Below are 23,571 nucleotides of genomic sequence, written 5' to 3' on the forward strand. Positions count from 1 at the left end.
AGACATAAATGAAATACAAAAGACTGGGAGTACTCATCGCAGCCACCGCGCTTGGCGCCGCCGTCTGGTCGCAGGCGGCCATCGCGTCGGGCGCGTATCCGGACAAGCCCGTGCGGCTGATCATTCCGTTCGCGCCCGCCGGCACCACCGACGTGCTCGGGCGCATCCTGGCCAAGAAGCTGACGGAGGCCAGCGGCCAGCCGTTCGTCGTCGACAACCGTCCGGGCGCCGGGGGCAACATCGGCATGGACGCCGTGGCCAAGGCCGATCCCGATGGCTACACGCTCGGCATGATCATCACGTCGCACGCGATCAACGTCAGCATGCCGCCCAAGCCGTCCTACGACGTCCTGAAGGACCTGTCGATGGTCTCGGTGCTGACGCTCTCGAACAACGTGCTGGTGGTGGGGCCGAACGTTCCGGCGCATTCCGTCAAGGAGCTGCTGGCGCTCGGGCGCTCGGGCGCGCTGCAACTGAGCTATGCGTCGTCGGGCAAGGGCACGACGCCGCATCTGTCGGGCGAGCTGCTGGGGCAGATGAGCGGCGTGAAGATGACGCATATCCCGTACCGCGGCGCGGGGCCGGCGATGGTGGACGTCATGGCCGGCGTGGTGCCCATGATGTTCGACGCCATCACGACGGGCGAGCCGCAGATCCGCTCGGGCAAGGTCCGCGCCCTGGCGGTCACGGGCAAGGCGCGCTCGCCGCTGTTGAAGGACGTTCCCACGATGGAGGAGGCAGGCCTGCCGGGATATGTGGTCGACGGATGGCTGGGCCTGGCCGCGCCGGCCAGGATGCCGGCCGAGAGAATGAAATGGCTCAGCGAGCAGGTGACCCGGATCATGGCCTCCCCCGAAATGAAGGAGTGGGTGGAGAAGCAGGGAATGATCGTGGCCAATTATTCGCCGGAGAAATCGGCGAAGTTCCTGTCCGATCAGGTCTCCCAGTGGGCCAGGGTCGTGGCCAAGAGCGAGGTACAGAAATGAGCACGTCCACCACCGACGACACGCTGATCCCGGGGCTGGGCGAATCCGTGGCCGGCTTCGCCACCCGCACGTTCTCGCCCGCCGTCCGGGAGAAGGCCAAGGCCTGCCTGCTGGACGCCCTGGGCCTGGCGCAGATCGCCCGCGACGAGGCCACCACGCTGGCCATGCGCGACGCGACCACGGCGCTCCCGCCGGACGCGGCCAGCCCCAGGCTCTGGCCGTACGGCATCCGCGCGGTGCTGTCCGAAGCGGTCACGGCCAACGCCGTCGCCGTGCACGCGCACTTCCACGACGATTCCGATCCGCACTCGTGGTGCCATCCGGGTTCCCTGATCACGCCTGTCGCGGTCGGCGTGGCCGAGGCGACCGGGGCCAGCGTGGAGCGCGCGGTGCGCGGCCTGATTGCCGGCTACACGGTGCTGAACTGGCTGGGCGACCACGAGCATGTCGCGCATGCCCTGATCCAGCGTGGCGTGCGCACCAGCCCGGCCCTCGGCACCATCGGCGCCGCGGCGGCGGCCAGTGTCGTCCTGGGCCTGAGCGCGGCCCGCACTGCGAATGCGCTGGCGATCGCGGCCAGTATCACGGGCGGCACGCTGGCGCCGCTGCGCTGCGGCTCCGACGAATGGCGCGCGCAAAACGCGCAGGCCGCGCGCGGCGGGCTGCTGGCGGCCCAGCTGGCGCAGCGCGACGTCGTCGGCGCGCGCACCGCGCTGGCCGGGCCCAAGGGATTGCTGCAGGCCCTGGCGGGACTCGATGCCGTTCCGCCGGGCTGGACGCTGCCGCTGCGCGACGACGCCATGCTCGACATCTATGCCAAGCCCTGGGCCACGCTGGGCGACAACATGGCGGCGGTCCGCGCGGCCAGGCTGATGCATGACGAGGGCATCGACACCAGCCGGATAACGCGCATCGAGATCCGCATCTGGCGCGCCTATGCGGAGTACCCCGGCACCCAGTACAAGGGGCCGTTCGACCTGCCCGTCCAGGCACTTGCCAGCACGGCGTTCGCAACCGCCGCGATGCTGGTGCTGGGCGATCTCGAATACGACGTTTCGCTGCATCGGCGTCATGACCCGGCGCTGCTGGCGCTGGTCGGAAAGACCCAAATCGTTCCCAGTGACGAGGGCACCAAGCTCGATGCCGTCCTGACGGTCCACTTCGAGGACGGCACCTCCCGCGTATGCCACGCGGCCGATGCTCCCAGGACCTGGCTCTATCACGACGCCGCCACGTCCACGCGGATCTTCGGGCAGCGGCTGGCCCGCTGCGGCCGGCAGCCGGGCACGGGCGAGGCAATCGGCGCCACCCTGTTCAGCGACGCGGCGGACGCGATGCCGATGGCTCAACTGCTCGACCGGATCATTCCGGCGTGAACGGCGTGAACGCCGCTCGCCATGTTTCCCCCCATCCTTCCGTTTGAGGAAATTCCCGTGAATTCAACACCCAGCACCGAAAACGTATTCAAGCTTCCCGACGACGTGCAGGAGTTCTGCAACGTCGCGGCGCGCATCGTCCGCGAGGAACTGCTCCCGCTCGAGCAGCAATACCTGGCAAGCTCCGAACATGCCTATGGCGTCAAGGAAACCATCAACCTCAAGAACGTGTTTGGCCCCGACGTGGTCGAGCGCCTGACGCGGATCTCGAAGGAAACCGGGCTGTGGAACCTGATGGTGCCGGAGGAGCACGGCGGATCGGGGCTTTCCATGCTTGCGCAGATCGCCATCCTGGAGCAGTTCAACTACACGCCGGTGCCGTTTCCGTTCGCCAACGTCCCGAACATTCTTTACCAGTGCCGCGGGGAGCAGGTGGAGCGGTTCCTCGAGCCGGTCGTGCGCGGCGAGATGACCACGTCGTTCGCGCAGACGGAGCCGAACGCCGGTTCGGACCCCGGCGGCATGATGCAGACGCGCGCGGTGCGCGACGGCGGCGGCGACTGGATCATCAACGGCACCAAGATGTGGATTTCGATGGCGGCCGAGTCCGACATCATCATGGTCCAGGCGGTCACCGATTCCGAAAAGCGCCAGCGCGGCGGCATCACCATGTTCCTGGTGGAGCGCGACAACCCCGGCGTGCACATCGAGGCATGCGGCATCCGCACGTGGCTCGGGCCGAAGCCGTCGCAATACGTGGTGCATTTCGACAATTGCCGGGTGAGCGGCGCGAACGTCCTCGGCGACGTGGGCGCGGGCTTCTCCCTCGGCCAGAAATGGCTGACCATCCACGACCGCCTGCTGCGCGGCCCGTATGCGCTCGGCAAGATGCAGCGCGCGCTGGACATGTCGGTGGACTGGGCGAAGCAGCGGGTGACATTCGGCAAGCCCATTGCCGAGCGCCAGGCCATCCAGTGGAAACTGGTCGACATGTCGATCGATATCGAAGCCCTGCGTTCGCTCACCTACTCGGTGGCCGCGCGCGCCGACGCCGGCGAGGACGTGCGGACCGAGGCGGCGATGGTCAAGCTGGTCTCGACGGAGTGGGGCGCGCGCTGCGTCAACGAGGCCATCCAGGTGCATGGCGCGATGGGCGAGGCCCTGGAACTGCCGCTGACGCTGTTCTACCGCTACCTGCGCCACGCGCAGATCGGCGGCGGCACCAGCGAGATCCAGCGCGTGCTGATCGCGCGCAAGCTGCTCAAGGGCTGACGCGCCTGCCGCGCCCTCGTGTCCGTGGCGGGCGCGGCCTCCGCCGGCCGGCGGGGCGCATCGGTTCCTCGGCCCTCCTGGACTGCTCGCTTCACGCTTGCAATGCAACTATGTTGCATTTATGATTGCCGTGCAACTGAGTTGCAAGAGAGCGTGGCTGGCGACGCGGTGGCGGCGGACCCGGAATCCGGTGCGCGGACGCGGCTTGCCGGTCCGCAGGGAGGCGCCGCACGGCGGCGGCCACGCAGCATCGACCCCGTCCGAAAGGCACCAGCAGGCACAGCCCATGAATACGACCCCCCGCCTTCCCGTCACCGTCCTGTCCGGTTTTCTCGGCGCGGGCAAGACGACCTTGCTCAATCACATCCTGAACAACCGGGAAGGCCGCCGCGTGGCCGTCATCGTCAACGACATGTCGGAGGTCAACATCGACGCGGCGCTGGTGCGCGATGGCGGCGCCGAGCTGTCACGCACCGACGAGAAGCTGGTCGAGATGAGCAACGGTTGCATCTGCTGCACGCTGCGCGAAGACCTGCTGCTGGAAGTCGGCCGCCTGGCGAGGGAAGGGAAGTTCGACCAGCTGGTGATCGAGTCCACGGGGATTTCCGAGCCGCTTCCGGTGGCCGAGACCTTCACCTTCACCGGCGAGGACGGGCGCAGTCTGTCGGACGTGGCGCGGCTGGACACCATGATCACGGTGGTCGATGCCTACAACTTCCTCAAGGACTACGGTTCGCGCGACAGCCTGCAGTCGCGCGGCGAATCGCTTGGCGAGGAGGACCGCCGCACCGTGGTGGACCTGCTGATCGAGCAGGTGGAGTTCTGCGACGTGATCCTGCTCAACAAGGTCGACCTCGTCACGGACGCGCAGCGGGGCCGGCTGATGGCGATCCTGCAGCGCCTCAATCCCCGCGCCAGGATCGAGGTTTCGGAGTTCGGCAAGATCGCGCTCGACAAGGTGCTCGGGACCGGCCTCTTCGATTTCGAGGCCGCCTCCAGGGCGCCGGGCTGGCTCAAGGAACTGCGCGGGGAGCATACGCCCGAGACCACCGAATTCGGCATCGCCAACTTCGTCTACCGCGCGCGCCGCCCGTTCCATCCCGCGCGCTTCTTCGCCCTGATCGGCAGCGAATGGCCCGGCGTGATCCGCTCCAAGGGATTCTTCTGGCTGGCCAGCAGGCCGCTTCATGCGGGTTCGTGGTCGCAGGCGGGCGGCGTCTGGCGCCACGGGCAGGCGGGATACTGGTGGGCCGCGGTGCCGCCCGAGCACTGGCCGGCGGACCCCGAAGCCGTGGCGGCGATCCGCCGGAACTGGGACGAGCGCGTCGGCGACGCGCGCCAGGAACTGGTGCTGATCGGCATCGGCATGGCCGAGGCGGAGCTGCGGCGCCGCCTCGACGACTGCCTGCTGCGCGACGCCGAGATGGCCGAGGGGCCGCCGGCCTGGCTCGGATACGACGACCCGTTTCCCGCCTGGGAATGATGCCGGCGGCGCCAGCCCCGCGTGGCCGGCCAGTCAGATCACCTGCTGGCGGATCAGCCGCGCGCGGCAGTGGATGCAGGCGTCGCGCACCATGAAGTTCACCAGCGTCGGCGACACGCCCAGCACCGCGGCGATCTCCTTTTGCGTCATGCCCTGCAGCCGGCACATCTCGAATGCCTGCTGGGTGCGCTCTGGCAGTTCGGCCAGCGCGCCCGACAGCGCGCACAGCGCCTGGCGGTCCATCGCGATCGTCTCCGGCAGCGTGGCGGGCGAGGGCGCGTGGATGCCGTCTTCCTCGGGCGCCATCCATTTCTGCTCCAGGCTCTGGCGCCGGTAGGCGTCGATGGCGAGGTTGCGCACCATCTGGAACAGGTAGCTGAGCTTGGCGCGGATGGCGGGCGTGTCGCCGTCCATGCCGCGCAGCCGCAGGAACGTGTCCTGCACCACGTCCTCGGCCTGGTGGCGCGAGCCGACGATGCGCGCGGCGGCGCCCACCAGCGCTGCGCGATGTTCCAGGAACAGGCCCAGCAGGTCGCTGCCAGTGTCCCAGCCCAGCGGGGCGAGATCGGCGAGATTGGCGCGCAGGTCGGAAGCGTGGTTCACGGGAAGCTCCTGGAACGTTAGCGTTGGCGGTACGGGCAGGACAAGTTAATGAGAATGCGAATGGTTGTCAATTAAGAAAAAAGTAACGCTGTAGTTAGCATTCCTATATTTTCGTGCTCCAATTTCGTGGTGTGAAAAGCATTAAATTCCACGCTGCGATACTCGTCTAGGAGCATTCCTATGACGAAATCGTGTCGCTCCGGGGGCGATTCGGCGGCGATTCGGAGGCAATCCCGAGGCAGTCGCGAGGCAATCCGGCGGCGGTTTCGTGTCGGCTTCGGCGCGGGCGAAGGCAGTCGGGCAAGCGTCCCTGGTGCGCCTCCGATGCTCATCCGGCGCTTGTCTGGCCGCTTGTCCGGCCGTTTGTCCGGCCGCCTAAATTCGCGCGGGTCCCATCCGTCTTCCCAGTTCCGGGCCCGTTACGCGGCCCCGTCACCCAGGAGGCCGATGACCCCGCCAGCCGCCATGCCGCTCCGCGTGGCCAGCCCTTGCCCGGCGCTGGACCTGTGGCGGCTCGACCTGTCCGGCCGCGGCATGGCGCTGGCCGACGCGCTGCCCTGCCTGAGCGGCCCCGAGCGGGACCGCTGCGCGGCGCTGCGCCAGCCGGCCGACCGCCTGCGCTTCGCGGTGACGCGCGCCAGCCTGCGCATGCTGCTGGCCGAGCGGCTCGGCATGCCGCCGCGGGCGCTGCCGCTGGTCGCGTCCGCGCACGGCAAGCCTTGCCTCGACCTGCCCGGCGCGCCGGCCTTCAACGTCTCGCATGCGGGCGCGCACGGGCTGGTGGCGCTGGGAGAGGCTTCGGCGGTGGCGCAGGCAGGCGTGGACGTGGAGCGCATCGATGCCGCGCTGGACCATGCGGCGCGGCGCGGGATGGCGCAGATGTGCTTCACGCCGCGCGAGCGCGAATGGCTGAGGGTGCTGGCCCCCGCGCGATGGCCCGCGGCCTTTCATGCGCTGTGGACCGCCAAGGAAGCGCTGCTCAAGGCGCTGGGCGTGGGCATCGCCGCGCATCTGCAGCAGGTGTCGGTATTGCCCGGCGTGGAGGGGATGCGCTTCGGCCTGACGCCGGAAACGCCGGAGATGGCGGCCCTGCTGGGCGGCGGCATGGCGCCGGAGCTGCATGCGCTGCCGGCGCCGGCGGGCTACGCCGCGGCGGTGGCGTGGCTGGCGCAGCCGGGCGGCGGGTGACGCGGCGGTGGCCGGCCGCCGGCGCGGGACCCGGGCGCGGCTGACGGAACCATGCGCGGAACCATGTGCCGCGGCCAGCGCGAGCGCTCGCGCCGCCGGGCCTGGAAATTGCATCGACCGGGCATGGCCACCAAACCACTGCCCGCCATGTCGGACTTCCCACAACGCTACGGTGTCTTCATCAACGTCGAGAACCCCGGCAACGATGCGCGCGACGCGCTGGCGCAGGCCGTGCGCATCGCGGTGGCGGCCGAGGCCCTGGGCTTTCACGAAGCCTGGGTGGCCGAGCATCACTACAGCCCCTTTGCCGTCGGCAGCGCGCCGCTGGTGCTGCTGTCCCACATCGCGGCCTGCACGGCGCGGATCCGGCTGGGCACCGGCGCTTCGCTGCTGGCCATGAACGACCCGGTCCGCGTGGCCGAGGACGTGGCCACGCTCGACCTGCTCAGCGGCGGGCGCGTCGAGTTCGGCGTCGCGCGCGGCGGGCCGTTTCCGCAGCAGTACCAGGTGGCGGGGCTGGCGTCGGCCGGCGAGGCGCGCGAGCGCATGCTCGAGGCGCTCGCGCTGATCCGGCAACTGTGGCGCGAGCCGGTGACGAGCTTCGCGGGGCGCTTCCATCGCTGCGAGGGCGTGGCGCTGTCGCCGCGGCCCTGGCAGCAGCCGGTGCCCGTATGGCTGGCCAGCCTGAGCGGCGACGCGCTGCGCGTGGCCGCGCAGCACGGCTACGGCCTGATGGCGACGCCGTCGTCGGACCTGGCCAGCGTGGCGGCGCTGGTGGCGGCCGAGCGCGCGCGGCGCGGCGACTTCCCGTTCGCCATCGCACGCTTCTTCCATTGCGAAAGCGACCACGGCCGCGCGGTGGCGCATGGCGTGGCCGGCGTGCGCGCCTATCCCGGCGCGATGCAGGTGCGGTTCGCCGCGGGCAACCTGCCGCCGATGTTCGCCGCGGACGCGAGCGACGACGTCATCATGGCCAATGCCGTGATCGGCGATCCCGCGCACTGCGCCGCGCAGGCGCGCAGGCTGCGCGAGCGCCTGGGGCCGCACCGCCTGCTGCTCAAGCCCGCCACGCACGATCCGGCCAGGGCGCGCGCGGCGCTGGCGTTGTTCGCCGAGGCGCTGGGTTTGGGAGAAACCTGACATCGTCGGCAATGTCGGCTTTCCTACAACGCGGCGGACCGGGCGCGCCCGGATGCCGGGATGGCTTCACGTATAATCACGCGCGGGCCGGTCTGGCCCGAATCGAATCGAATCGCGGGCCCGGATCATGGGCCCGAATCATGGGCTTGAGTCGCGCGGAAAAAGGCGCGCCGGCATATCTCGGTATGTTCGTGGCCAGCAATCGAAAGGACAGGGATCATGCCGCACGTCTGGCGCAAATTGCGCGCACGGGTTTCGGTTTGCGAAACCGGTAGCGGCGCGCGTGCCGATGCGCGCGCGTACCCCGGCGGCGCGGCGGCGCCTGCCCCGCGCCCCTTCTCATGCGGCCCCGGCCGCCATCTCCGTTGCCTGCCCTGAAAACGGGCGCGCGCCCGGCGCCTCCCAGGACATGGATGGATAGCTTCCTGCGCGGAAGTTATGGCACGCGCGTGCTCGGCTGCGGGCTCGGGTTTCTGTGCGTGGGGCTGGTGCTGCTGGAGCGGCGCGCGCCCTGGTGGTTCTGGCTGGGGCCGGCCCTGCACGGGGTCGCGTGGCCGCACGTCGCCCGCTGGCTGCGCGGCCGCGCCGCGGACCAGGTGAGCCCGGAGCGCCGCGCGCTGCTGGTGGACCATTTCGCCGTGGGCATGTGGACCGCCGCGACGGCCTTCAGTCTCCTGCCCGGCGTCCTGATGCTGTCTCTGAAGGCGATGGACAGCATGATCGCCGGAGGCTGGCGCCAGTTCGCGCGCGGCATGGCCGCGCATGCCGGCGGCATCGCGGCGGGCGGGCTCGTCTATGGCGTGGCGTGGCAGCCGGCGCCCTCCATGCCGGTGCTGTGGGCGTGCGCGCTGCTGCTGTTCGCTTATCTCCTGCTGGTCGGGCAGCGGGCCTACCGGGCGATCAGCGGCCTGCAGGCGCAGCGCGAGGAACTGACCCAGCTGAGCCTGCACGATGCGCTGTCGGGCCTGCACAACCGGCGGCACGTCGACGCCAGCATCCAGACCGAATACCTGAGATTCCAGCGCGGCGGCGATCCGGCCGCGCTCGCCATGATCGACTTCGATCATTTCAAGAGCATCAACGACGATCTGGGGCATCCGGTCGGCGACAAGGTCATCCGCCGGTTCGCGGCGAGGCTCAAGGGCGGCTTCCGCCGGTCGGACGTGGTCGGGCGCTACGGCGGCGAGGAATTCGTCGTCCTGATGCCGCATACGACCGCGCACGACGCGGGCCTGTTCATGAAGCGGCTGCAGGCGGAATTGCGCGACAAGCCGATCCTGGAAGGGCGCGCCGTGACCGTGAGCATCGGCATCGCGGGGCTGACGCCGGATCTCGCGAGCCGCGACGAGTGGATACAACTGGCCGACCAGATGCTCTACCGCGCCAAGGAGCAGGGCCGGAACCGCGTGGTCGTCGCCGGCCATCATGCCTTCGCCGATACCCAGTCCGCGCGCAAGAAGGGCGCGAAAGGCGAGCCGTCGCTGCCGCCCGGGATGCGGCTGATGGTCGGGCTGGAGCTGGGCGGCATCGCCGCGGCGATCTTCGATCCGTCGGATCGCCTGGCCTGGGCCAACGAAGTATTCCGCCGGCTGTACGGGGTGCTGCCCAAGACGCGCACGTTCAGCGACATCCTGTATAGCTGCTACCGGCGCAAGTGCGGCCCGCGCATCGAGACCGACGACATCCGGGTGTGGCTGTCGGTGGCCGACACGCTGCGGCGCAGCCAGCCGCAGCGGAGCATCTCGGTCGAGATGTATGACGGCGGGCATTATCGCGTCGAGGAAATCTCGATGGCGAACGGCTGGCTGCTGGTCCTGTGCCTGCCGCAGGAGGAAGCGCTGCTTGCGGACGCCGGGCCGGAGTCGGTGCCGGCGTTCGGGCCGGCATTCGGACCGGCGGCGGTCTGGTCAGCAGGGAGCGATCGCGGCGCCGTCGCGGCTGGCGAGAATCCAGGGGCCCGTTTCTGATTCCGGCATGGGCCGCGAGTACAGGTAGCCCTGCACCAGCGAGCCGCCCAGTTCCTTCACGACGCGCATCTCGTCCCGGGTTTCCACGCCTTCGACCACGCAGCCCAGCCCCATGTCGCGGCTCAATGCCAGCAGGGACCTGACGATCTTGTAGCTGGTCGGATTGTCCTGGATGCCGGTCACGAAGCTCCGGTCGATCTTGATGCTGGTCAGCGCGAGGGCGTGCAGTTGCCTGAGGCTGGAGTACCCCGTGCCGAAGTCGTCGAGCGTGATGCCGCAGCCGAGCTGGCGCAGGCGGTCGGTGGCCCAGCGGGTCTGGTCGAGGTCGTACATCATGGCGGTCTCGGTGATCTCCAGGTCGAGGCGGCGCGGATCGAACGCCGCCGCCTGGATCAGCGCGACGAGATTCTGCACGCTTTCGACGGAGCCGAGATCGTGCGCGGACAGGTTGAGCGACAGCCGCACGTCGGCGGGCCAGCGCGCCGCCGCCGCCAGCGCCTTGGCCACCAGGATGCGCGTCAACTGGCCGACGATGCCCGTGCGCTCGGCCACCGGGATGAAGTGCATCGGCGGCACGCGCCCGAGCATTGGGCTGGTCCAGCGCGCGAGCGCCTCGAAGGCGATGGTGGCGTCGCTGCGGACGTCGACGATGGGCTGGAAATGGACGGAGAGCTCCTGCTGGAGATCGGCCTTGCGCAGCGCCTGCTCGATGTTCGCGTCCCGGTGGAGCTGGTCCCGGTGGCTGGCGGAGAACAGGCTGACGGCGCCCCGGTTGCTGCGCTTGCCGTGGTAGAGCGCGTAGTCCGCGTATTCGTACAGTGTGGTCGCGTCGGCCGCCATGTCGGGGAAGGTGGCGAGCCCGGCCGACGCGGCGATGTGGATGGTGGTGTTGGCAAGCAGGAACGGCGCGTGCAGCACGGCGCAGACGCGCTGGCCGAAGGCCTGCAGCTGCGCGTCATCGGGCGCGTCGCCCAGGATCAGCGCGAACTCGTCGCCGCCCAGGCGGGCGACGTGGCTGTGCTCGTCGCACAGGCAGCGCAGGCGCTGGCCGACCTCCGTCAGGAGCCGGTCGCCCAGCGCGTGGCCGTACAGGTCGTTGACCGGCTTGAATCCGTCGAGATCGATGATGGCGACCGCAAAGCGGTTGCCGCCGGCGCGCGCCTTGTCGCAGGCGGCGTTCAGGAGCGCGAAGAACTTCCGCCGGTTGGGGAGCTGGGTCAGGCTGTCCAGGTTCGCCAGCAGCAGGTTCTCGTTGCCGAGCGCTTCGGCCCGCACCTGCGCGTCGATCAGGCGGGTGAAGTCCCGGTAGTGGCTCATGACGATGGCAAGCATCGCCCCCGTGACCAGCACGATGTTGGCCGCGGTCGCGACGAACGTCGGGATGCCCGTGGCAAGAAAGAACACGATGAACGTGCCGTTGACGATCAGGGCCGTGGTGAGCGCGGCCGAGCGCAGGTACATCAGGCTGAAGATGCAGCTGATCACCGTGATGCCCATGTAGAAGGCGACGTGGGCGCGCGCGTAGTCGTCGCCGTAGGGGAACAGCAATACCGCCCAGACCGTGAAGCTGACCGCCACCGGGACGGAGAAGCGGTTGGTGAGCACCAGGGCCCGCCAGGCCATGTCCGCGGTCGGCTCGGTGTGCCGCATCCGGTGCCAGTAGGCGAAGCGCGCGACGCAGAGCGCGCTGAGCGCGATGGGGCAGTAGACCGCCAGCCAGCGCGGCGCGGCGTCGAGATGGGTGAAGGCCAGCGCCCAGCTGTTGACCAGCAGGACGAAATACATCAGCGGGATCTTCCGGGAGAACGCCCTGTACTGGGCCTTCAGCAACGCCGGGTTGTCGCGCTCGACCGACCAGAGCCGCCGAAGTCTTGCCAGCAACTGCAGTTGCATCATCTTGCTCCTCTCCCGTGCCGCGTCTCTTGTGCTTCTTCTGCGTGCCGTCCCCGGATGCCCGGCGCTACGGTTCCGGGGCGGGCGCCGGCGGGGATGCGTCGGCCCAGCGTTCGCGGATCTCCAGGATCGCCGGCAGGCATTGCTGGAACAGCGATACCAGCTCGGGATCGAGGTGCGAGCCGCTGCTGCGCCGGATGTGCTCCACCGCGTCCCCGATCGGCCACGCCGCCTTGTACGGGCGCACGCTCGTGAGCGCGTCGAACACGTCGGCCAGCGCGACGATGCGCGCGACGTGGGGAATCTCCTCGCCCCTGAGGCCGCGCGGATAGCCGCTGCCGTCCCACTTCTCATGGTGATTCTCGGCGATGACGCGCGCCATGTGCAACAGGCCGCCCGCCTCGTGCGTGCCGATGATCCGGCCGCCGATCGTGGTGTGCTCGCGCATGACCTGCCATTCCTGCTCGGTAAGCTTACCCGGCTTTTGCAGGATGGTGTCGGGGATGCCGATCTTGCCGACGTCGTGCATGGCCGCCGCATGCAGCAGGTCGTCGGCCGCCGCCTGGCTGTAGCCGGCGGCGAGCGCGAGCGTGTGCGCGTAGTAGCTCATGCGGATGACGTGCCGCCCGGTCTCGTTGTCCTTGTACTCGGCCGCCACGCCCAGGCACTGGACGATCTGCAGCCGGGTCTCGCGCAGCGCATGGACCCGTATCAGCGACAGGTGGTTGCGCACGCGCGCCTTGACGATGGCGGGGCTGAACGGCTTGTTGATGTAGTCCACCGCGCCCAGGTCGAAGCCGCGCTGCTCGTCGGCCTCCCGGGAAAGGGCCGAGACGAAGATGACCGGGATGCAGGCGGTCGCCGGCGACTGCTTCAGCACCTGGCAGGCTTCGTAGCCCGAGATGCCCGGCATCATCACGTCCAGCAGGATCAGGTCGGGCTGCTCGGCGCGGGCCAGCGCGATGGCCTTTTCCCCGTCCCTGGCGAAGAACAGGCGGTAGTCGTCCTGGAGCGTGTGGCGCAGCAACTGCAGGTTGGTGGGTTCGTCGTCCACCAGCAGCAGGGTCTGGCGGGGGTCGGTGAGTTTTCTCATATGGTGCTGCCGGACGGGCGCCTGGCCAGGCTCTCCAGGATTCGCCGCGCGAGGGCCGCGGCCTGCGCGAAGTCGAAGGCGTCGATGGCGTCGTTCAGCGCCTCGCACCGGGTGTGTTCGCCGCGCCGGCGCAGCCACGCGTTCACGGCGCCGAGGGCCGGCGCGTTCAGCTCGCTGCGCTCCAGGCAGGCGAGCAGGTCCTCCATCTGCCGGCACGTTTCCTCGTCGTCCGCGTCGTCGCAGGGACCGGGGGCCGGCGCCACGGGCGCGGCCGCCGAGGGCGATGCGGAGGGTGCCGGGGAAGGCGCCAGGGAAGGCGCCGGCGCGAGCGTACCGGACTGCCGCAATTCCTCCGCGGCGTCGGCCAGCATGTCGCGCAGCCGGGTCAACTGCGGCCGGACCTCTTCCCGCGCGCCGCCCCGGATCTTGTCCTCCAGCGTGCTCGCCAGCTCGGTGACGCGCGGCAGGGCGAGGTTGCCGGCGGCGCCGCGGATGCCGTGCAGGCTGAACATGGCGGCGTCCCAGTCGATGTGCGGCGCATTCTCGTCGGGCAGCGGATGCCGCGCCGCCGCCTCGGCCAGGAACGTGCGCAGCGCCTGCGCCAGGCGCGCCTTGCCGCCCCACAACGAAACGCCCAGCGTCCAGTCGATCAGGTGGCGGTGCTCGTCCGGCTTCTGCGGGTCCGGCCCGGCGTGTGGCGGCGTGGCGTCCAGGCCGAGGGCGCGCGCGATTTCCGCCAGCAGCTTGGGCGGGTCGAGCGGCTTCGCCGCGAAGCCGTTCATGCCCGCTTCGCGCGCGGCGCGCCGGTCGGAGTCCATCACGCTGGCGGTCAGCGCGATGACGGGGGTGGGCGCGGCGTTCGCGGCCTGCTCGCGCTGGCGGATCAGGCGGGTTGCCGACAGGCCGTCCATGCCGGGCATGTGCATGTCCATCAGCACGAGATCGAAGCGGCGCGACAGCGCCAGGCGGACCACTTCGTCGCCGTCGCCGGCCGCCGTGACCTTGTGGCCGCGCCCGGCCAGCATCAGCGTCAGCAGCTCCAGGTTCTGCGGCACGTCGTCGGCAATCAGGATGTCCAGCGGCGGCAGCGCGACGGCGCCGGCGTCCGCCGGCTGCGCGCCCGGCCTCGCGCCGTGGCGCAGCGGCAGCAGCACGTGGAACACGCTGCCCTCGCCGGGCACGCTGTCGGCGTAGATCGAGCCCGCCATCAGCTCCACCAGCTGCCGCGCGATGGTGGTGCCGAGTCCCGAGCCGCCGAAGCGGCGGCCGATGCTGGCATCGGCCTGGGAGAACGGGTCGAAGATGGTCTGCAGTTGCTGGCTGCTCATGCCGATGCCGGTGTCCCTGACCCGGATGTGCACGAGGCCGTTCTCGGGCCGGAACTCGACCGTGACCGCGCCGCGCTCGGTGAACTTGATGGCGTTGCCGATCAGGTTGGTCAGCACCTGCTGGATGCGCAGCGGGTCGCCCTTGAAATACCGCTCCATGTCCTCCGGGTAGACCATCGTCAGCGCCAGGTTCTTGGCCTGGGCGCTCAGGCGCAGCGAGGCCAGGATGTGCTCGGTGACTTCCTTCAGCGAGAAGTCGATGGTCTCCAGTTCGAGCGCGCCTTTTTCCAGCCGGGTCGTGTCGAGGATATCGTTGAGCAGTCCCAGCAGGGAGCGGGACGATTGCCGGATGGTGGTCAGGTGGCTGCGCTGCAGCGGCGTCAGCTCGCCCTTGAGGAGCAATTCGGTGAAGCCGATGATGGCGTTCATCGGCGTGCGAATCTCGTGGCTCATGTTGGCGAGGAAGGTGCTCTTGGCCGAGGCCGCCTGCTCGGCCCGCTCGGCCGCTTCGCGCAGCGATTTCTCGAGATTGCGGCGCTCGGCGATGTTGGTCACGAAGCCGACGAACAGCGGCGCGCCGGGCAGCTCGACCCGTCCCACGGCGAGCCGGATGGGGATCAGGGTGCCGTCCTTGTGCAGGCCCTCGACCTCGCGGCCCGAGCCGATGATCCTGGGCACCCCGGACGTCAGGTAATTGTCCAGGTACTCGTCGTGGCGGGACTGGTCCGGCTCCGGCATCAGCATCTTGATGTTGCGGCCGATGACCTCGTGCGCCTGCCAGCCGAACAGGCGCTCGGCGGACTGGTTGAACGCCTGGATGATGCCGCGGCTGTCGATGGTGATGATGCCGTCCACGGCGGTCTCGACGATGGCGCGGATGCGCGATTCGCTCTCGCCCATCTTGCGGAACAGCAGGCGATAGCGGATCAGGCCGTTGGCGGCGAACACCAGGACGGTGACGGTGATCGTGAAGGTGGACAGGGCCAGCGACGCGAACGTGGTGTCGAGGATCATGCCCGTGGCGGGCGTGCCCGGCTGGCCGATGAAACGGGCCGCCGACATGCCCACGTAATGGGTGCCCGCGATGGCCAGCCCCATGACGCCGCCGCCGGCCAGGAGGCGCTGCAGCGCGCCGAGGCGCGACCGGTTGAGCCCGAAGCGGATCCAGATCGCCAGGATCGACAGCCCGGCCGCCAGCACGACGGACAGCGCGAAGCGGAGCGGGTCATAGCGCAGCAGCGGGCTCATCTGCATGGCCGCCATGCCGCTGTAGTGCATCGCGGCGATGCCCAGGCCGACCAGCGTGCCGGAGACGCATACCTGCCGCGCCGTGACCTCGGGCAGCGAGAGCTTGCGCAGCGCGACCCATGACGCGGCAAGCGCGGGCACGATGGACAGCAGGGTCAGGCCGGTGCCGTAGTGAACCGCGGTGCACAGCTGGAACGACAGCATGCCGATGAAGTGCATGGTCCAGATGCCGCCGCCCAGCGAGATGGCGCCGGTGCCGATGGCGATGTGGCGATGCAGGGGGATTTCGGCGCCGCGGGCAATGTGGGCGATCTGCAGCGCCATGATGGACGAGAACGCCGCCACCAGCACCGACAGCACGACCAGCCCCGCGTCGTAGGTGCCGTGCAGGAACGGGATGTCCACGGACGGGTCGATAAAGATGTGCTTGAATCCTCCCATGTGCGGGAATCCTTTCCACTACGGTCGATGACGGGCTGAACGGGCCCGGCCGGCCGTCCATGTCGAGGCGAGTCGGGAACGGCCGGAATTCCGGTAATGCAAAAAAAAAGCGGCGTCTTCCTCCGTGAAAAATATCAACGGCAGGCCGGGCGGATTCTTTAGCTTCGGGGCCGGTCGCGCTAATCCTGCGGCGCCGGCTGCGCCGTCATCGCCTTGGCGACGACCGCACGTACCTGATTCCGGCCGGAGGACTTGGCCTTGTACAACTGTTCGTCCGCGATCGAAACCAGTTTCTCCGGGCTGCCGCCGTCGATGGGCCGGCAGCTCGCGCATCCGATGCTGAGCGTCAGCCGTCCCGTTTCGCTGCCGCGATTCGAGATGTCGAGGGCCTCGGCATTGCCGCGGATCGTTTCCGCCACCCGCGCGGCGCCGTCGCGCCCGGTGCCGGGCAGCACGACCGTGAACTCCTCGCCGCCGTACCGGGCCGCCACGTCCACCGATCGCCTCACAGACTCGGCAATGCATTTCGCCACGGTGGCGAGAATCTCGTCGCCCGCGGCATGCCCGTACGTGTCGTTGAACAGCTTGAAGCGGTCGATGTCGATGAACAGGATGGACATCTCGTTCTTGTCGCGCACCGCGCGGTCCCATTCGCCCTGAAGCCGCTCATCCAGCGTGCGCCGGTTGTCCAGCCTGGTGAGCGGATCGGTGGTGGCAAGACGCGTCAGCTCGGCCTCCGCGCGCAACTTGTCGCGCAGCGTGTAGGCAAGCAGCCAGGCCCCGGCGATCAGCACCATGCCCCACAGGCCGGCGACACAGGCCGTCACGATGAATTGCCGGCGCCATCGCCCGGCCACATCCTCCATCGACGGGGCGACCACGGCAATGAGCGGCAAGTCCGGAACGTGCCGGTACGTATACAGGCGCTCGATCGCGCCTGTCCCGGTCGCGATCACCGAACCGCTGCCGCGCGCGGCCATCGGCCTGAACGCCGGCAAGCCGGCCACGCTGGTGCCGACTCTACTCTCCGAGAACGGCTTTGCGGCCAGCACCGTGCCGTCGTCGAGCAGGATCTCGACGATCCCCGGCGCCACCACGTTTATCCTGTCGAACAGCCGCTGGAAGAATTCGAGGCGTACCTCGAAGAAGGCAATGCCCGCAAACGATCCGTCCGGGCCGTTGATGCGGCGCGTCAGCGCGATGGCCAGCTTGCCGTCGTTGATCCGCGAGCGGAACGGATGCGAAACGACCAGGCCCGCCGACGGGTTGTGCCGTTGCCTGAAGAAATAGTCGCGGTCGCTCAGCCGCAAGGCGGGGTCCGTTTCCTTGCCGTCCCATGAGGCGAGGATCCGGCCGGACGCGTCGACAATGAACTTGCCGTCGACATAGGCGCTGTCGGGCAGGCTGCGGAACAGCGCCCGGTCTTGCAGGCCGGTGGAAAGTGGCCACGCCCGCAGCGCTTCCACGCTGCGGACCAGGTCCTGGAGCTGAACGTCGTAGAACCGGAAATTGCGTTCGAGATCGAGCGCGATGATCGAATTCAGGTTCTCCGAGGTTTCGCGCGCGTGGTCGATGACCTCATGGCGGCTGACCGCCATCATCGCGAGCGGCACGATCATCACCACGATGGCGGCCAGCGTTCCCGCCATGCCCACCGCATACGGGTGGTTGCCGATCATCCGGGCCGCGCCGGCCATCGCCCGCGACAGCGGATGGCGCCGTGGCGATGCGGCAGGCGGGGCGGAAGCGTCCTTGACGGGAGCGTCCATGATCGGCCTCCGTGAAGCATGTCGAAAAACGTCGTTATGTCCGGGCCGGCGAATGCCCGCCGGCTTGCCTGACGCAAAGGCCGCCGCCGGCTGGCGCGCGTCGGGGCATGCCGCGGGTTGCGGGCAAGCCACTGCCGGAAGAGGATCGTTCGATAACGTCCGGGGCACAAAGGCAACCAGCCAGCACTGTACCCGGTTGCCGTGGCGCCGTGTACGGCGGCGCGGCGGCCTGGGGCGCCGGAAGCCCCGCGCGGATTCGCGTCAGGCGCCGACCTCGGGTGCCGACATCGCGCCCGGCGAATGCGCGTTCACAGTTTTTCACAATTGCCTTCTAAGGGTTTCCACTTAGCCCTCCGTTAACTTGATAACGGAAGGGAACTTGCTCGTCAGGGCATCCCCTTTACCTTCTGGCCACCAAGAATACGCATGAACAGCGGCATTGCCTTTATCACTCCCCCGGCCCGCGCCGCGCTGCCGCGCGCCTGCGGCCCTCAGGCGCGCGTCCCGAGCCTGGCGCTGCGCGACATGGCGCGGCAGGCCGACGCCATCATGTACTTCACGCTGGTCTGTTCCGTCGTGGTGGCATGGCTGATCGGGCTGTACTACGCGCAGACGGGGCTGGCCCTGACTGGCGGCGGCTTGTCCCTGCTGGTGGGCAGCGCCGCGTTCTTCCAGGCGCGCGGCACGGCGCTGTCCCGCAGCCTGCTTACCATCTGCAATGTCGTTCTCGTGGCGCTGCATATCCAGCTTGCCCACGGGACCACCGAATTCCATTTCGGGGTATTCGTGCTGCTCGGGCTGCTCCTGGTCTACCGCGACGTGGGCGTGCTGCTGCTCGCGGCGGGGCTGTTCGCGGTGCATCATCTCGCGTTCGACCGGCTCCAGGCGCTGAACTTCATGGTGTTCTGCACCGAGAGCGCGAATCTGCCGCGCACGTTGCTGCATGCGGCCTATGTCGTCATGCAGACCGCCGTCGAGATGTTTCTCGCCCGGCGGCTGCGCGTCGCGGCCCTGGAGGCGGCGGAACTGTCGGCAATCGTCAGCCAGGTGGATCGCGGCGGCAGGATCTGCCTCGACGTCGGGCACATCCCGGTCACCGCGCCGATCGCGACCGTGCTCAAGTCCACCATTGCGAAGATGGAAATCGCCATGCGGGACGTCAGCGCCAGCGCATCGGGTGTCGAACGGGCGGCAATGGAGATCGCCAGCGGCAACGCCGACCTGAGCCGGAGAACCGAAGTCCAGGCCGGCAGCCTGCAGGAAACCGCCGCCTCGATGGAAACGCTCGCGCGCATCGTGAAGCAGAACGCCGAACATGCCCAGGACGCGAGCCGGCTCGCCGACGCGGCTTCGACCGTGGCGCGCGAAGGCGGCGCCGTGGTCGCCCAGGTCGTCGATACCATGCAGGGGATCGCGCAGAGCGCGAAGGAGGTGGTTGACATCATCGGCGTCATCGAAGGGATCGCGTTCCAGACCAACATTCTCGCGTTGAACGCGGCGGTGGAGGCGGCGCGCGCCGGCGAGCACGGCCGTGGTTTCGCCGTCGTGGCGTCGGAAGTGCGCGGCCTCGCGCAACGCTCGGCCACGGCCGCCCGCGACATCAAGCATCTGATCGAGAGTTCCACCAGCCGCGTGGACAGCGGCACCGTGCTGGTCGATCAGGCCGGCACGACCATGCGGGACGTGGTGGAGAGCGTCGGGCGCGTGACGCGCATCGTGGGGGACATCACCGGCGCCAGCCGTGAGCAGGCCACGGGCATTGCGCAGGTGCACGAGACCATCGTCCAGATGGACGAGATGACGCAGCACAATGCCGCGCTGGTCGAGCAGGCGGCTTCGGCCGCGGCGTCGCTGCACGAATCGGCGGAGGTCCTGCGCCAGGTCGTGAGCGCTTTCGGCAGTGGTGCCGGAGGGAATCGGGAATAGCGTGCGGAAGCCGGCCATGCGCCGCGCCGCCGCCATCCACCAATTTCCCGCGACTTTCCGCGACCGGCCGCCCGGCGGCCTGGCCGCGGACGTCCGGACGTCCGCGCAATGATGCGGGAAACGCCGCCGGCCGGCCGTTCCGCGGCACCCCCGGGCATGCCGGGGAGCACGTCGCGGCAGCCTAGGCCCGCAGCGCGCCGAGCTCGGCCGCGCGCGCGTGGCGTGCGGCGGCGCCGTCCTGGCGGCCCGGCGTCAGCGCGTCGTACAGCGCGCTGGCAATCTCCTCGGCGCGCGCCGGCAGCACCGAGAGCAGCGTGTCGCTCAGGCCGTGGCTGCTCTGGCAGAAGCCTTGCAGGTAGACCGGCACCGCCAGCTCGGGCGCGGCCTGCACGCGATAGCTGCGGTCCACGGTGAAATCGCCCAGGTAGGGCGCCAGCGGCGCCAGCAGGCGGCGGTGGTTCTCGCGCTCGTAGCCGGTGGCCAGCACCACCGCGTCGTAGCGGCGCGTCTCGGTGGCTTCGCTGCCGGCCGGCGCGGTGTCGGCGATGGTCAGCTCGATGCCGGCCGGCGCCGCGTGGGCCGCCACCACCGTCTTGCAGGTCAGCAGGTTGACGCGGAACTGGCCGCTGACCTTCTGCCGGTACAGCAGCGCGTAGATGCGCTCGATCAGGTCGGCGTCGATCACCGAGTAGTTGGTGTTCAGGTATGCCTGGATCAGCCGGTCGCGCCCGGCCTGGGCCTGCTCGTAGACCACGTCGGTATAGGCCGGCGCGAAGATCTCGTTGACGAACGGGCTGTCGTCGGCCGGCTTGAGCGCGGCGCCGCGCACGATCAGGTCGGCCTTCACGCCGGGGTAGCTGTCGTGCAGGTCGATGAAGGCCTCGGCCGCGCTCTGGCCGGCGCCGATCACGGCGATGCGCATGGGCTTGCCGCTGGCGCACGGCTGGCGGCCGATCCAGTCGAGGTAGCCGGAATGGTGGCACAGCCGCGCGTCGCCCCGCAGGCCGGCGAAGACCTCGGGAATGCGCGGCGTGCCGCCGGTGGACAGCACGATGGCGCGCGCGTCGCGCACGCGCTCGCGGCCCGCGGCGTCGGTGGAGACCACGCGCACGCGCGTGATGGCGTCGCCGTGGCGCTCGGGCTCGATGCGGGCCACTTCTTCGCCGTAGCTGCACTGCTCGGCGAAGTGGCCTGCGGCCCAGCGCAGGTAGTCGTCGTACTCCAGCCGGCTCGGGTAGAACGTGCGCAGGTTGATGAAGTCCACCAGCCGCCCGTGGCGGTGCAGGTAGTTGACGAAGCTGTATGGGCTGGTGGGATTGCGCATCGACACCAGGTCCTTGAGGAAGGAGATCTGCATCTCGCTCTGCGCCACCAGCGTGTTGCCGTGCCAGTGGTAGGTGCGCTGCTTTTCCAGGAAATGCGCGTCGAGCGGGCGGCCCGCGCCGGCCTGTTCCTGCAGGGCGATGGCCAGCGCCAGGTTGGACGGCCCGAAGCCGATGCCGACCAGGTCGTGGACGGCGGTGGATGCGTCGCGTAGCGTCATGAGTTCGGTCCTTGATGGATGGGTCACGGAAAGCGCAGCGTGGCGGCGCGGATCAGGCGCCGGGCGTGCCGGCACTGGCGGGGGCGGGGTTGGCGGCGGGCAGCAGCAGGTGCTCGCCGAAGAAACGTTCGCGCAGCAGCATCACCAGCATGGCGCGCTTGTGCGGGAAATCGAATTCCTTGATCTTGGAGAAGCCGGCCTTGTCGAGGTTGGCGATCTGGCGCGCGTGGTCGGCGCGCGGCTCGCCGACGATGCGCTGGGTGCGCGCGTCGTCCAGGAACTGGTAGTGCTGGATGGCGGGGAACCACGCCGTCAGGAACGACTTGCCGCGGAACGCCGGCTCGCCGATCAGCACGTGCCAGCCGCGGTCGTGGTCCTGCGCGTCGTAGAACGGCGCGATGCGGTTCTCCCTGGCCCAGTACACCTCGAAGTAGCCGAACGGCTGGTCGTCGAACGCGGCGATCAGCGGCAGCATGTGCGGGTCGTCGAGCAGCCCCTGCAGGTAGGCGCGGTGCCTGGCCTCGTCGCCTTCCTCCTGCCAGAAGTAGGCCACGTCGGGGTCGTTCATCCAGCGGTGCAGCAGCGGCAGGTCCTGTTCCAGCGTGGCCGCGCGCAGCGTCAGCGTCCGGCCCAGCCACGGGATGTGGCGCGCGTAGACCACGCCGCCCGGTTTGGGCGGGCGCAGCGGATGGCGGCGGCCGGCGGTGAGCGCGTAGCGCAGCGGGTAGGCGCCGGGCGTGGGCGCCATCCACAGTTCGGGCAATTGCCACAGCATCTCGGCCAGCGCCACCGTGCCGCGCGCGGCGTCCCGCACCAGCGCGCCGCGCTCAAGCAGCGCGCGCTCGCAGCCGCGCGCTTCCAGCTGCACGGGCAGTGCGCGCAGCGCGCCGTGGGCGAAGCAGGCATCCAGCGCGGCCAGCGTGGCGCGCGCCAGCGCGTCATCGTCCAGCGCGCTTTCGCGCAGGCGCAGCGTGCCGCCGTCGAAGGCGAAGCTGGCCAGCGTGGCGCCATCGCGCGACACCGTGAGCCGCGCGCCGTCGAAGCGGCTCTCGCAGCCGCCGTCCGGCTGCGCGGCGAAGGAGCGGAAGCGCGCGAAGGGTTTGACGGCGTCGGGCGTGGCGTCGGGAGTAATAGCGGGCGTTGCGGCGGAAGTCGGGGTCGACATGGCGAATCCTGGCGATGCGATTGAATGCGGTGCGATGCGGTCGGGGCCGGCGCGCGGCGGCGGCATGCCGCGCGCGCCTTCCCTACCGAGACGAGGCGCGCGCGCGCGAATTTAGTCCGGCCAGTCCGGCGGCCGGCGTGGTCAGGCCGCCCGCGCCACGGCGTCCGGCTCCGCGCCGGCCAGCCCGAACGCCTGCGCCAGCGCCCGCGCGATGTCGTCGTGCGCGTCTTCGGCCTCGCCGACGATATTGCCCATGCGCAGGAACTCGTGGACCATGCCCGGGTATTCGCGCAGCGTCACCGCCACGCCGGCCTCGGCCAGCTTGCGCGCGTAGGCGCGGCCTTCGTCGAGCAGCGGATCGCACTCGGGCAGCACCAGCAGCGCCGGCGCCACGCCGCGGTGGTCGGGCGCCAGCAGCGGCGCGAAACGCCAGTCGAGGCGGTCGCGCTCGTCGCGCAGGTACTGGCGGTAGAACCAGTCGATGGTCTCGCTGTCGAGCAGGTAGCCGTGGCCATAGCGCTGGTGCGAGGGCGTGTCCTGGCGCCCGCCCAGGCCCGGGTAGCACAGCACTTGCAGGCACGGCTGCGGCAGCGCCGGGTCGTCGCGCGCGGCCAGCGCCAGCATGGCGCCCAGGGTGCCGCCGGCGCTGTCGCCGCCGATGGCGATGCGCGCGGTGTCCAGTCCGAGCGCCGCGCCGTGCGCGCCGAGCCAGGCCAGCGCGTCCACCGCGTCGTCGGCGGCGCACGGGAAGCGGTGCTCGGGCGCCAGCCGGTAGGCCACCGACAGCACCGCGCACGGCGTGCGCGCGGCCAGCGAGCGGCACAGCGAATCGTGCGAGTCCAGGCTGCCCACGGTGAAGCCGCCGCTGTGGAAATGCAGCAGCACCGGCAGCGGCGGCCCCGCGTGCGCCGCGCGCGGCGCGAACAGCCGCGCGCCGATATGGCCGCCGTCGCGCGTGGGCAGCGTCAGCGTTTCCACGCGCGCCAGCGGCAGCGGCGGCAGGTCGAGCGCGCCGGACGCGTCGTCGAATTCGCGGCGCGCCCGGGCCGGCGTCAGGTGATGGATGGCGGGGCGCTTGCCGCTGGCGGTGGCGCTTTCCACCATGTCGAGCAGCGCTTCGAGGTCGGGATGCAGTGGCATGGGAAATCGG

At 69.8% G+C, this 23,571-nt stretch carries 16 protein-coding genes; 8 read left to right on the forward strand and 8 right to left on the reverse strand.

The features are described from left to right. Window positions 1–8: 8 nt before the first annotated feature. The 4 genes from KF708C_RS30475 (at window position 9) to zigA (ending at window position 5,117) form a co-directional block, all read left to right on the forward strand. Window positions 9–986, forward strand: coding sequence for a Bug family tripartite tricarboxylate transporter substrate binding protein (locus KF708C_RS30475; RefSeq protein WP_059415383.1), 978 nt, complete (start codon window positions 9–11; stop codon window positions 984–986). Continuing rightward, window positions 983–2,362, forward strand: a complete 1,380-nt coding sequence (locus KF708C_RS30480) for an MmgE/PrpD family protein (RefSeq protein WP_059415386.1) — start codon at window positions 983–985, stop codon at window positions 2,360–2,362. The genes KF708C_RS30475 and KF708C_RS30480 overlap by 4 nt, the downstream gene beginning before the upstream one ends. 57 nt (window positions 2,363–2,419) lie before the next feature. Then, on the forward strand, window positions 2,420–3,634 hold the full coding sequence (locus KF708C_RS30485) for an acyl-CoA dehydrogenase family protein (RefSeq protein ID WP_059415388.1): 1,215 nt from the start codon (window positions 2,420–2,422) through the stop codon (window positions 3,632–3,634). A 286-nt stretch (window positions 3,635–3,920) separates the two neighbouring features. Continuing rightward, complete coding sequence (gene zigA, locus KF708C_RS30490; protein WP_020203886.1) at window positions 3,921–5,117, forward strand: zinc metallochaperone GTPase ZigA; 1,197 nt, start codon at window positions 3,921–3,923, stop codon at window positions 5,115–5,117. A gap of 33 nt (window positions 5,118–5,150) precedes the next feature. Here zigA and KF708C_RS30495 read toward each other — a convergent pair whose 3' ends face one another. Beyond that, window positions 5,151–5,720 (reverse strand): RNA polymerase factor sigma-70, encoded by a 570-nt coding sequence (locus KF708C_RS30495; protein ID WP_020203887.1) that lies wholly within the window; start codon window positions 5,718–5,720, stop codon window positions 5,151–5,153. Between the two features lie 447 nt (window positions 5,721–6,167). Here KF708C_RS30495 and KF708C_RS30500 point away from each other — a divergent pair, with 447 nt between their 5' ends. From KF708C_RS30500 to KF708C_RS30510, 3 genes are all read left to right on the forward strand, one after another. Then, entirely contained in the window at window positions 6,168–6,908 is a 741-nt protein-coding gene (locus KF708C_RS30500) for a 4'-phosphopantetheinyl transferase family protein (RefSeq protein ID WP_231586638.1), read from the forward strand. A gap of 123 nt (window positions 6,909–7,031) precedes the next feature. Beyond that, window positions 7,032–8,048 carry an LLM class flavin-dependent oxidoreductase gene (locus tag KF708C_RS30505; RefSeq protein ID WP_231586639.1) on the forward strand — a complete coding sequence of 339 codons (1,017 nt, stop codon included), beginning with the start codon at window positions 7,032–7,034 and terminating at the stop codon, window positions 8,046–8,048. A 413-nt stretch (window positions 8,049–8,461) separates the two neighbouring features. Next, entirely contained in the window at window positions 8,462–10,015 is a 1,554-nt protein-coding gene (locus tag KF708C_RS30510) for a sensor domain-containing diguanylate cyclase (RefSeq protein ID WP_059415393.1), read from the forward strand. On the opposite strand, the gene KF708C_RS30515 is transcribed toward KF708C_RS30510, so the two are convergent. The 4 genes from KF708C_RS30515 to KF708C_RS30530 all read right to left on the reverse strand — a co-directional run bounded on the left by KF708C_RS30515 (window position 9,956) and on the right by KF708C_RS30530 (window position 17,787). Next, on the reverse strand, window positions 9,956–11,911 hold the full coding sequence (locus KF708C_RS30515; protein WP_059415395.1) for a putative bifunctional diguanylate cyclase/phosphodiesterase: 1,956 nt from the start codon (window positions 11,909–11,911) through the stop codon (window positions 9,956–9,958). The genes KF708C_RS30510 and KF708C_RS30515 overlap by 60 nt on opposite strands. 64 nt (window positions 11,912–11,975) lie before the next feature. Continuing rightward, on the reverse strand, window positions 11,976–13,001 hold the full coding sequence (locus KF708C_RS30520; RefSeq protein WP_020203892.1) for a response regulator: 1,026 nt from the start codon (window positions 12,999–13,001) through the stop codon (window positions 11,976–11,978). Beyond that, entirely contained in the window at window positions 12,998–16,018 is a 3,021-nt protein-coding gene (locus tag KF708C_RS30525; RefSeq protein WP_082080129.1) for an MHYT domain-containing protein, read from the reverse strand. Before KF708C_RS30525 ends, KF708C_RS30520 begins: the two co-directional genes overlap by 4 nt. A gap of 179 nt (window positions 16,019–16,197) precedes the next feature. Continuing rightward, window positions 16,198–17,787 (reverse strand): sensor domain-containing diguanylate cyclase, encoded by a 1,590-nt coding sequence (locus KF708C_RS30530; protein ID WP_156174025.1) that lies wholly within the window; start codon window positions 17,785–17,787, stop codon window positions 16,198–16,200. A gap of 426 nt (window positions 17,788–18,213) precedes the next feature. Here KF708C_RS30530 and KF708C_RS36975 point away from each other — a divergent pair, with 426 nt between their 5' ends. Further along, window positions 18,214–19,713, forward strand: a complete 1,500-nt coding sequence (locus KF708C_RS36975) for a methyl-accepting chemotaxis protein (protein WP_197090453.1) — start codon at window positions 18,214–18,216, stop codon at window positions 19,711–19,713. Window positions 19,714–19,894: 181 nt separating this feature from the next. On the opposite strand, the gene KF708C_RS30540 is transcribed toward KF708C_RS36975, so the two are convergent. The 3 genes from KF708C_RS30540 to KF708C_RS30550 form a co-directional block, all read right to left on the reverse strand. Beyond that, entirely contained in the window at window positions 19,895–21,256 is a 1,362-nt protein-coding gene (locus tag KF708C_RS30540) for a lysine N(6)-hydroxylase/L-ornithine N(5)-oxygenase family protein (RefSeq protein WP_059415400.1), read from the reverse strand. Window positions 21,257–21,308: 52 nt separating this feature from the next. Then, the gene (locus tag KF708C_RS30545) at window positions 21,309–22,421 is read right to left on the reverse strand and encodes a GNAT family N-acetyltransferase (RefSeq protein WP_231586640.1); all 1,113 of its coding nucleotides are present in this window, start codon (window positions 22,419–22,421) and stop codon (window positions 21,309–21,311) included. A 141-nt stretch (window positions 22,422–22,562) separates the two neighbouring features. After that, window positions 22,563–23,561, reverse strand: a complete 999-nt coding sequence (locus KF708C_RS30550; protein ID WP_059415404.1) for an alpha/beta hydrolase — start codon at window positions 23,559–23,561, stop codon at window positions 22,563–22,565. Window positions 23,562–23,571: the final 10 nt, after the last annotated feature.

This window comes from Cupriavidus basilensis, from assembly GCF_000876015.1.
Taxonomy (GTDB): Bacteria; Pseudomonadota; Gammaproteobacteria; order Burkholderiales; family Burkholderiaceae; genus Cupriavidus; species Cupriavidus basilensis_B.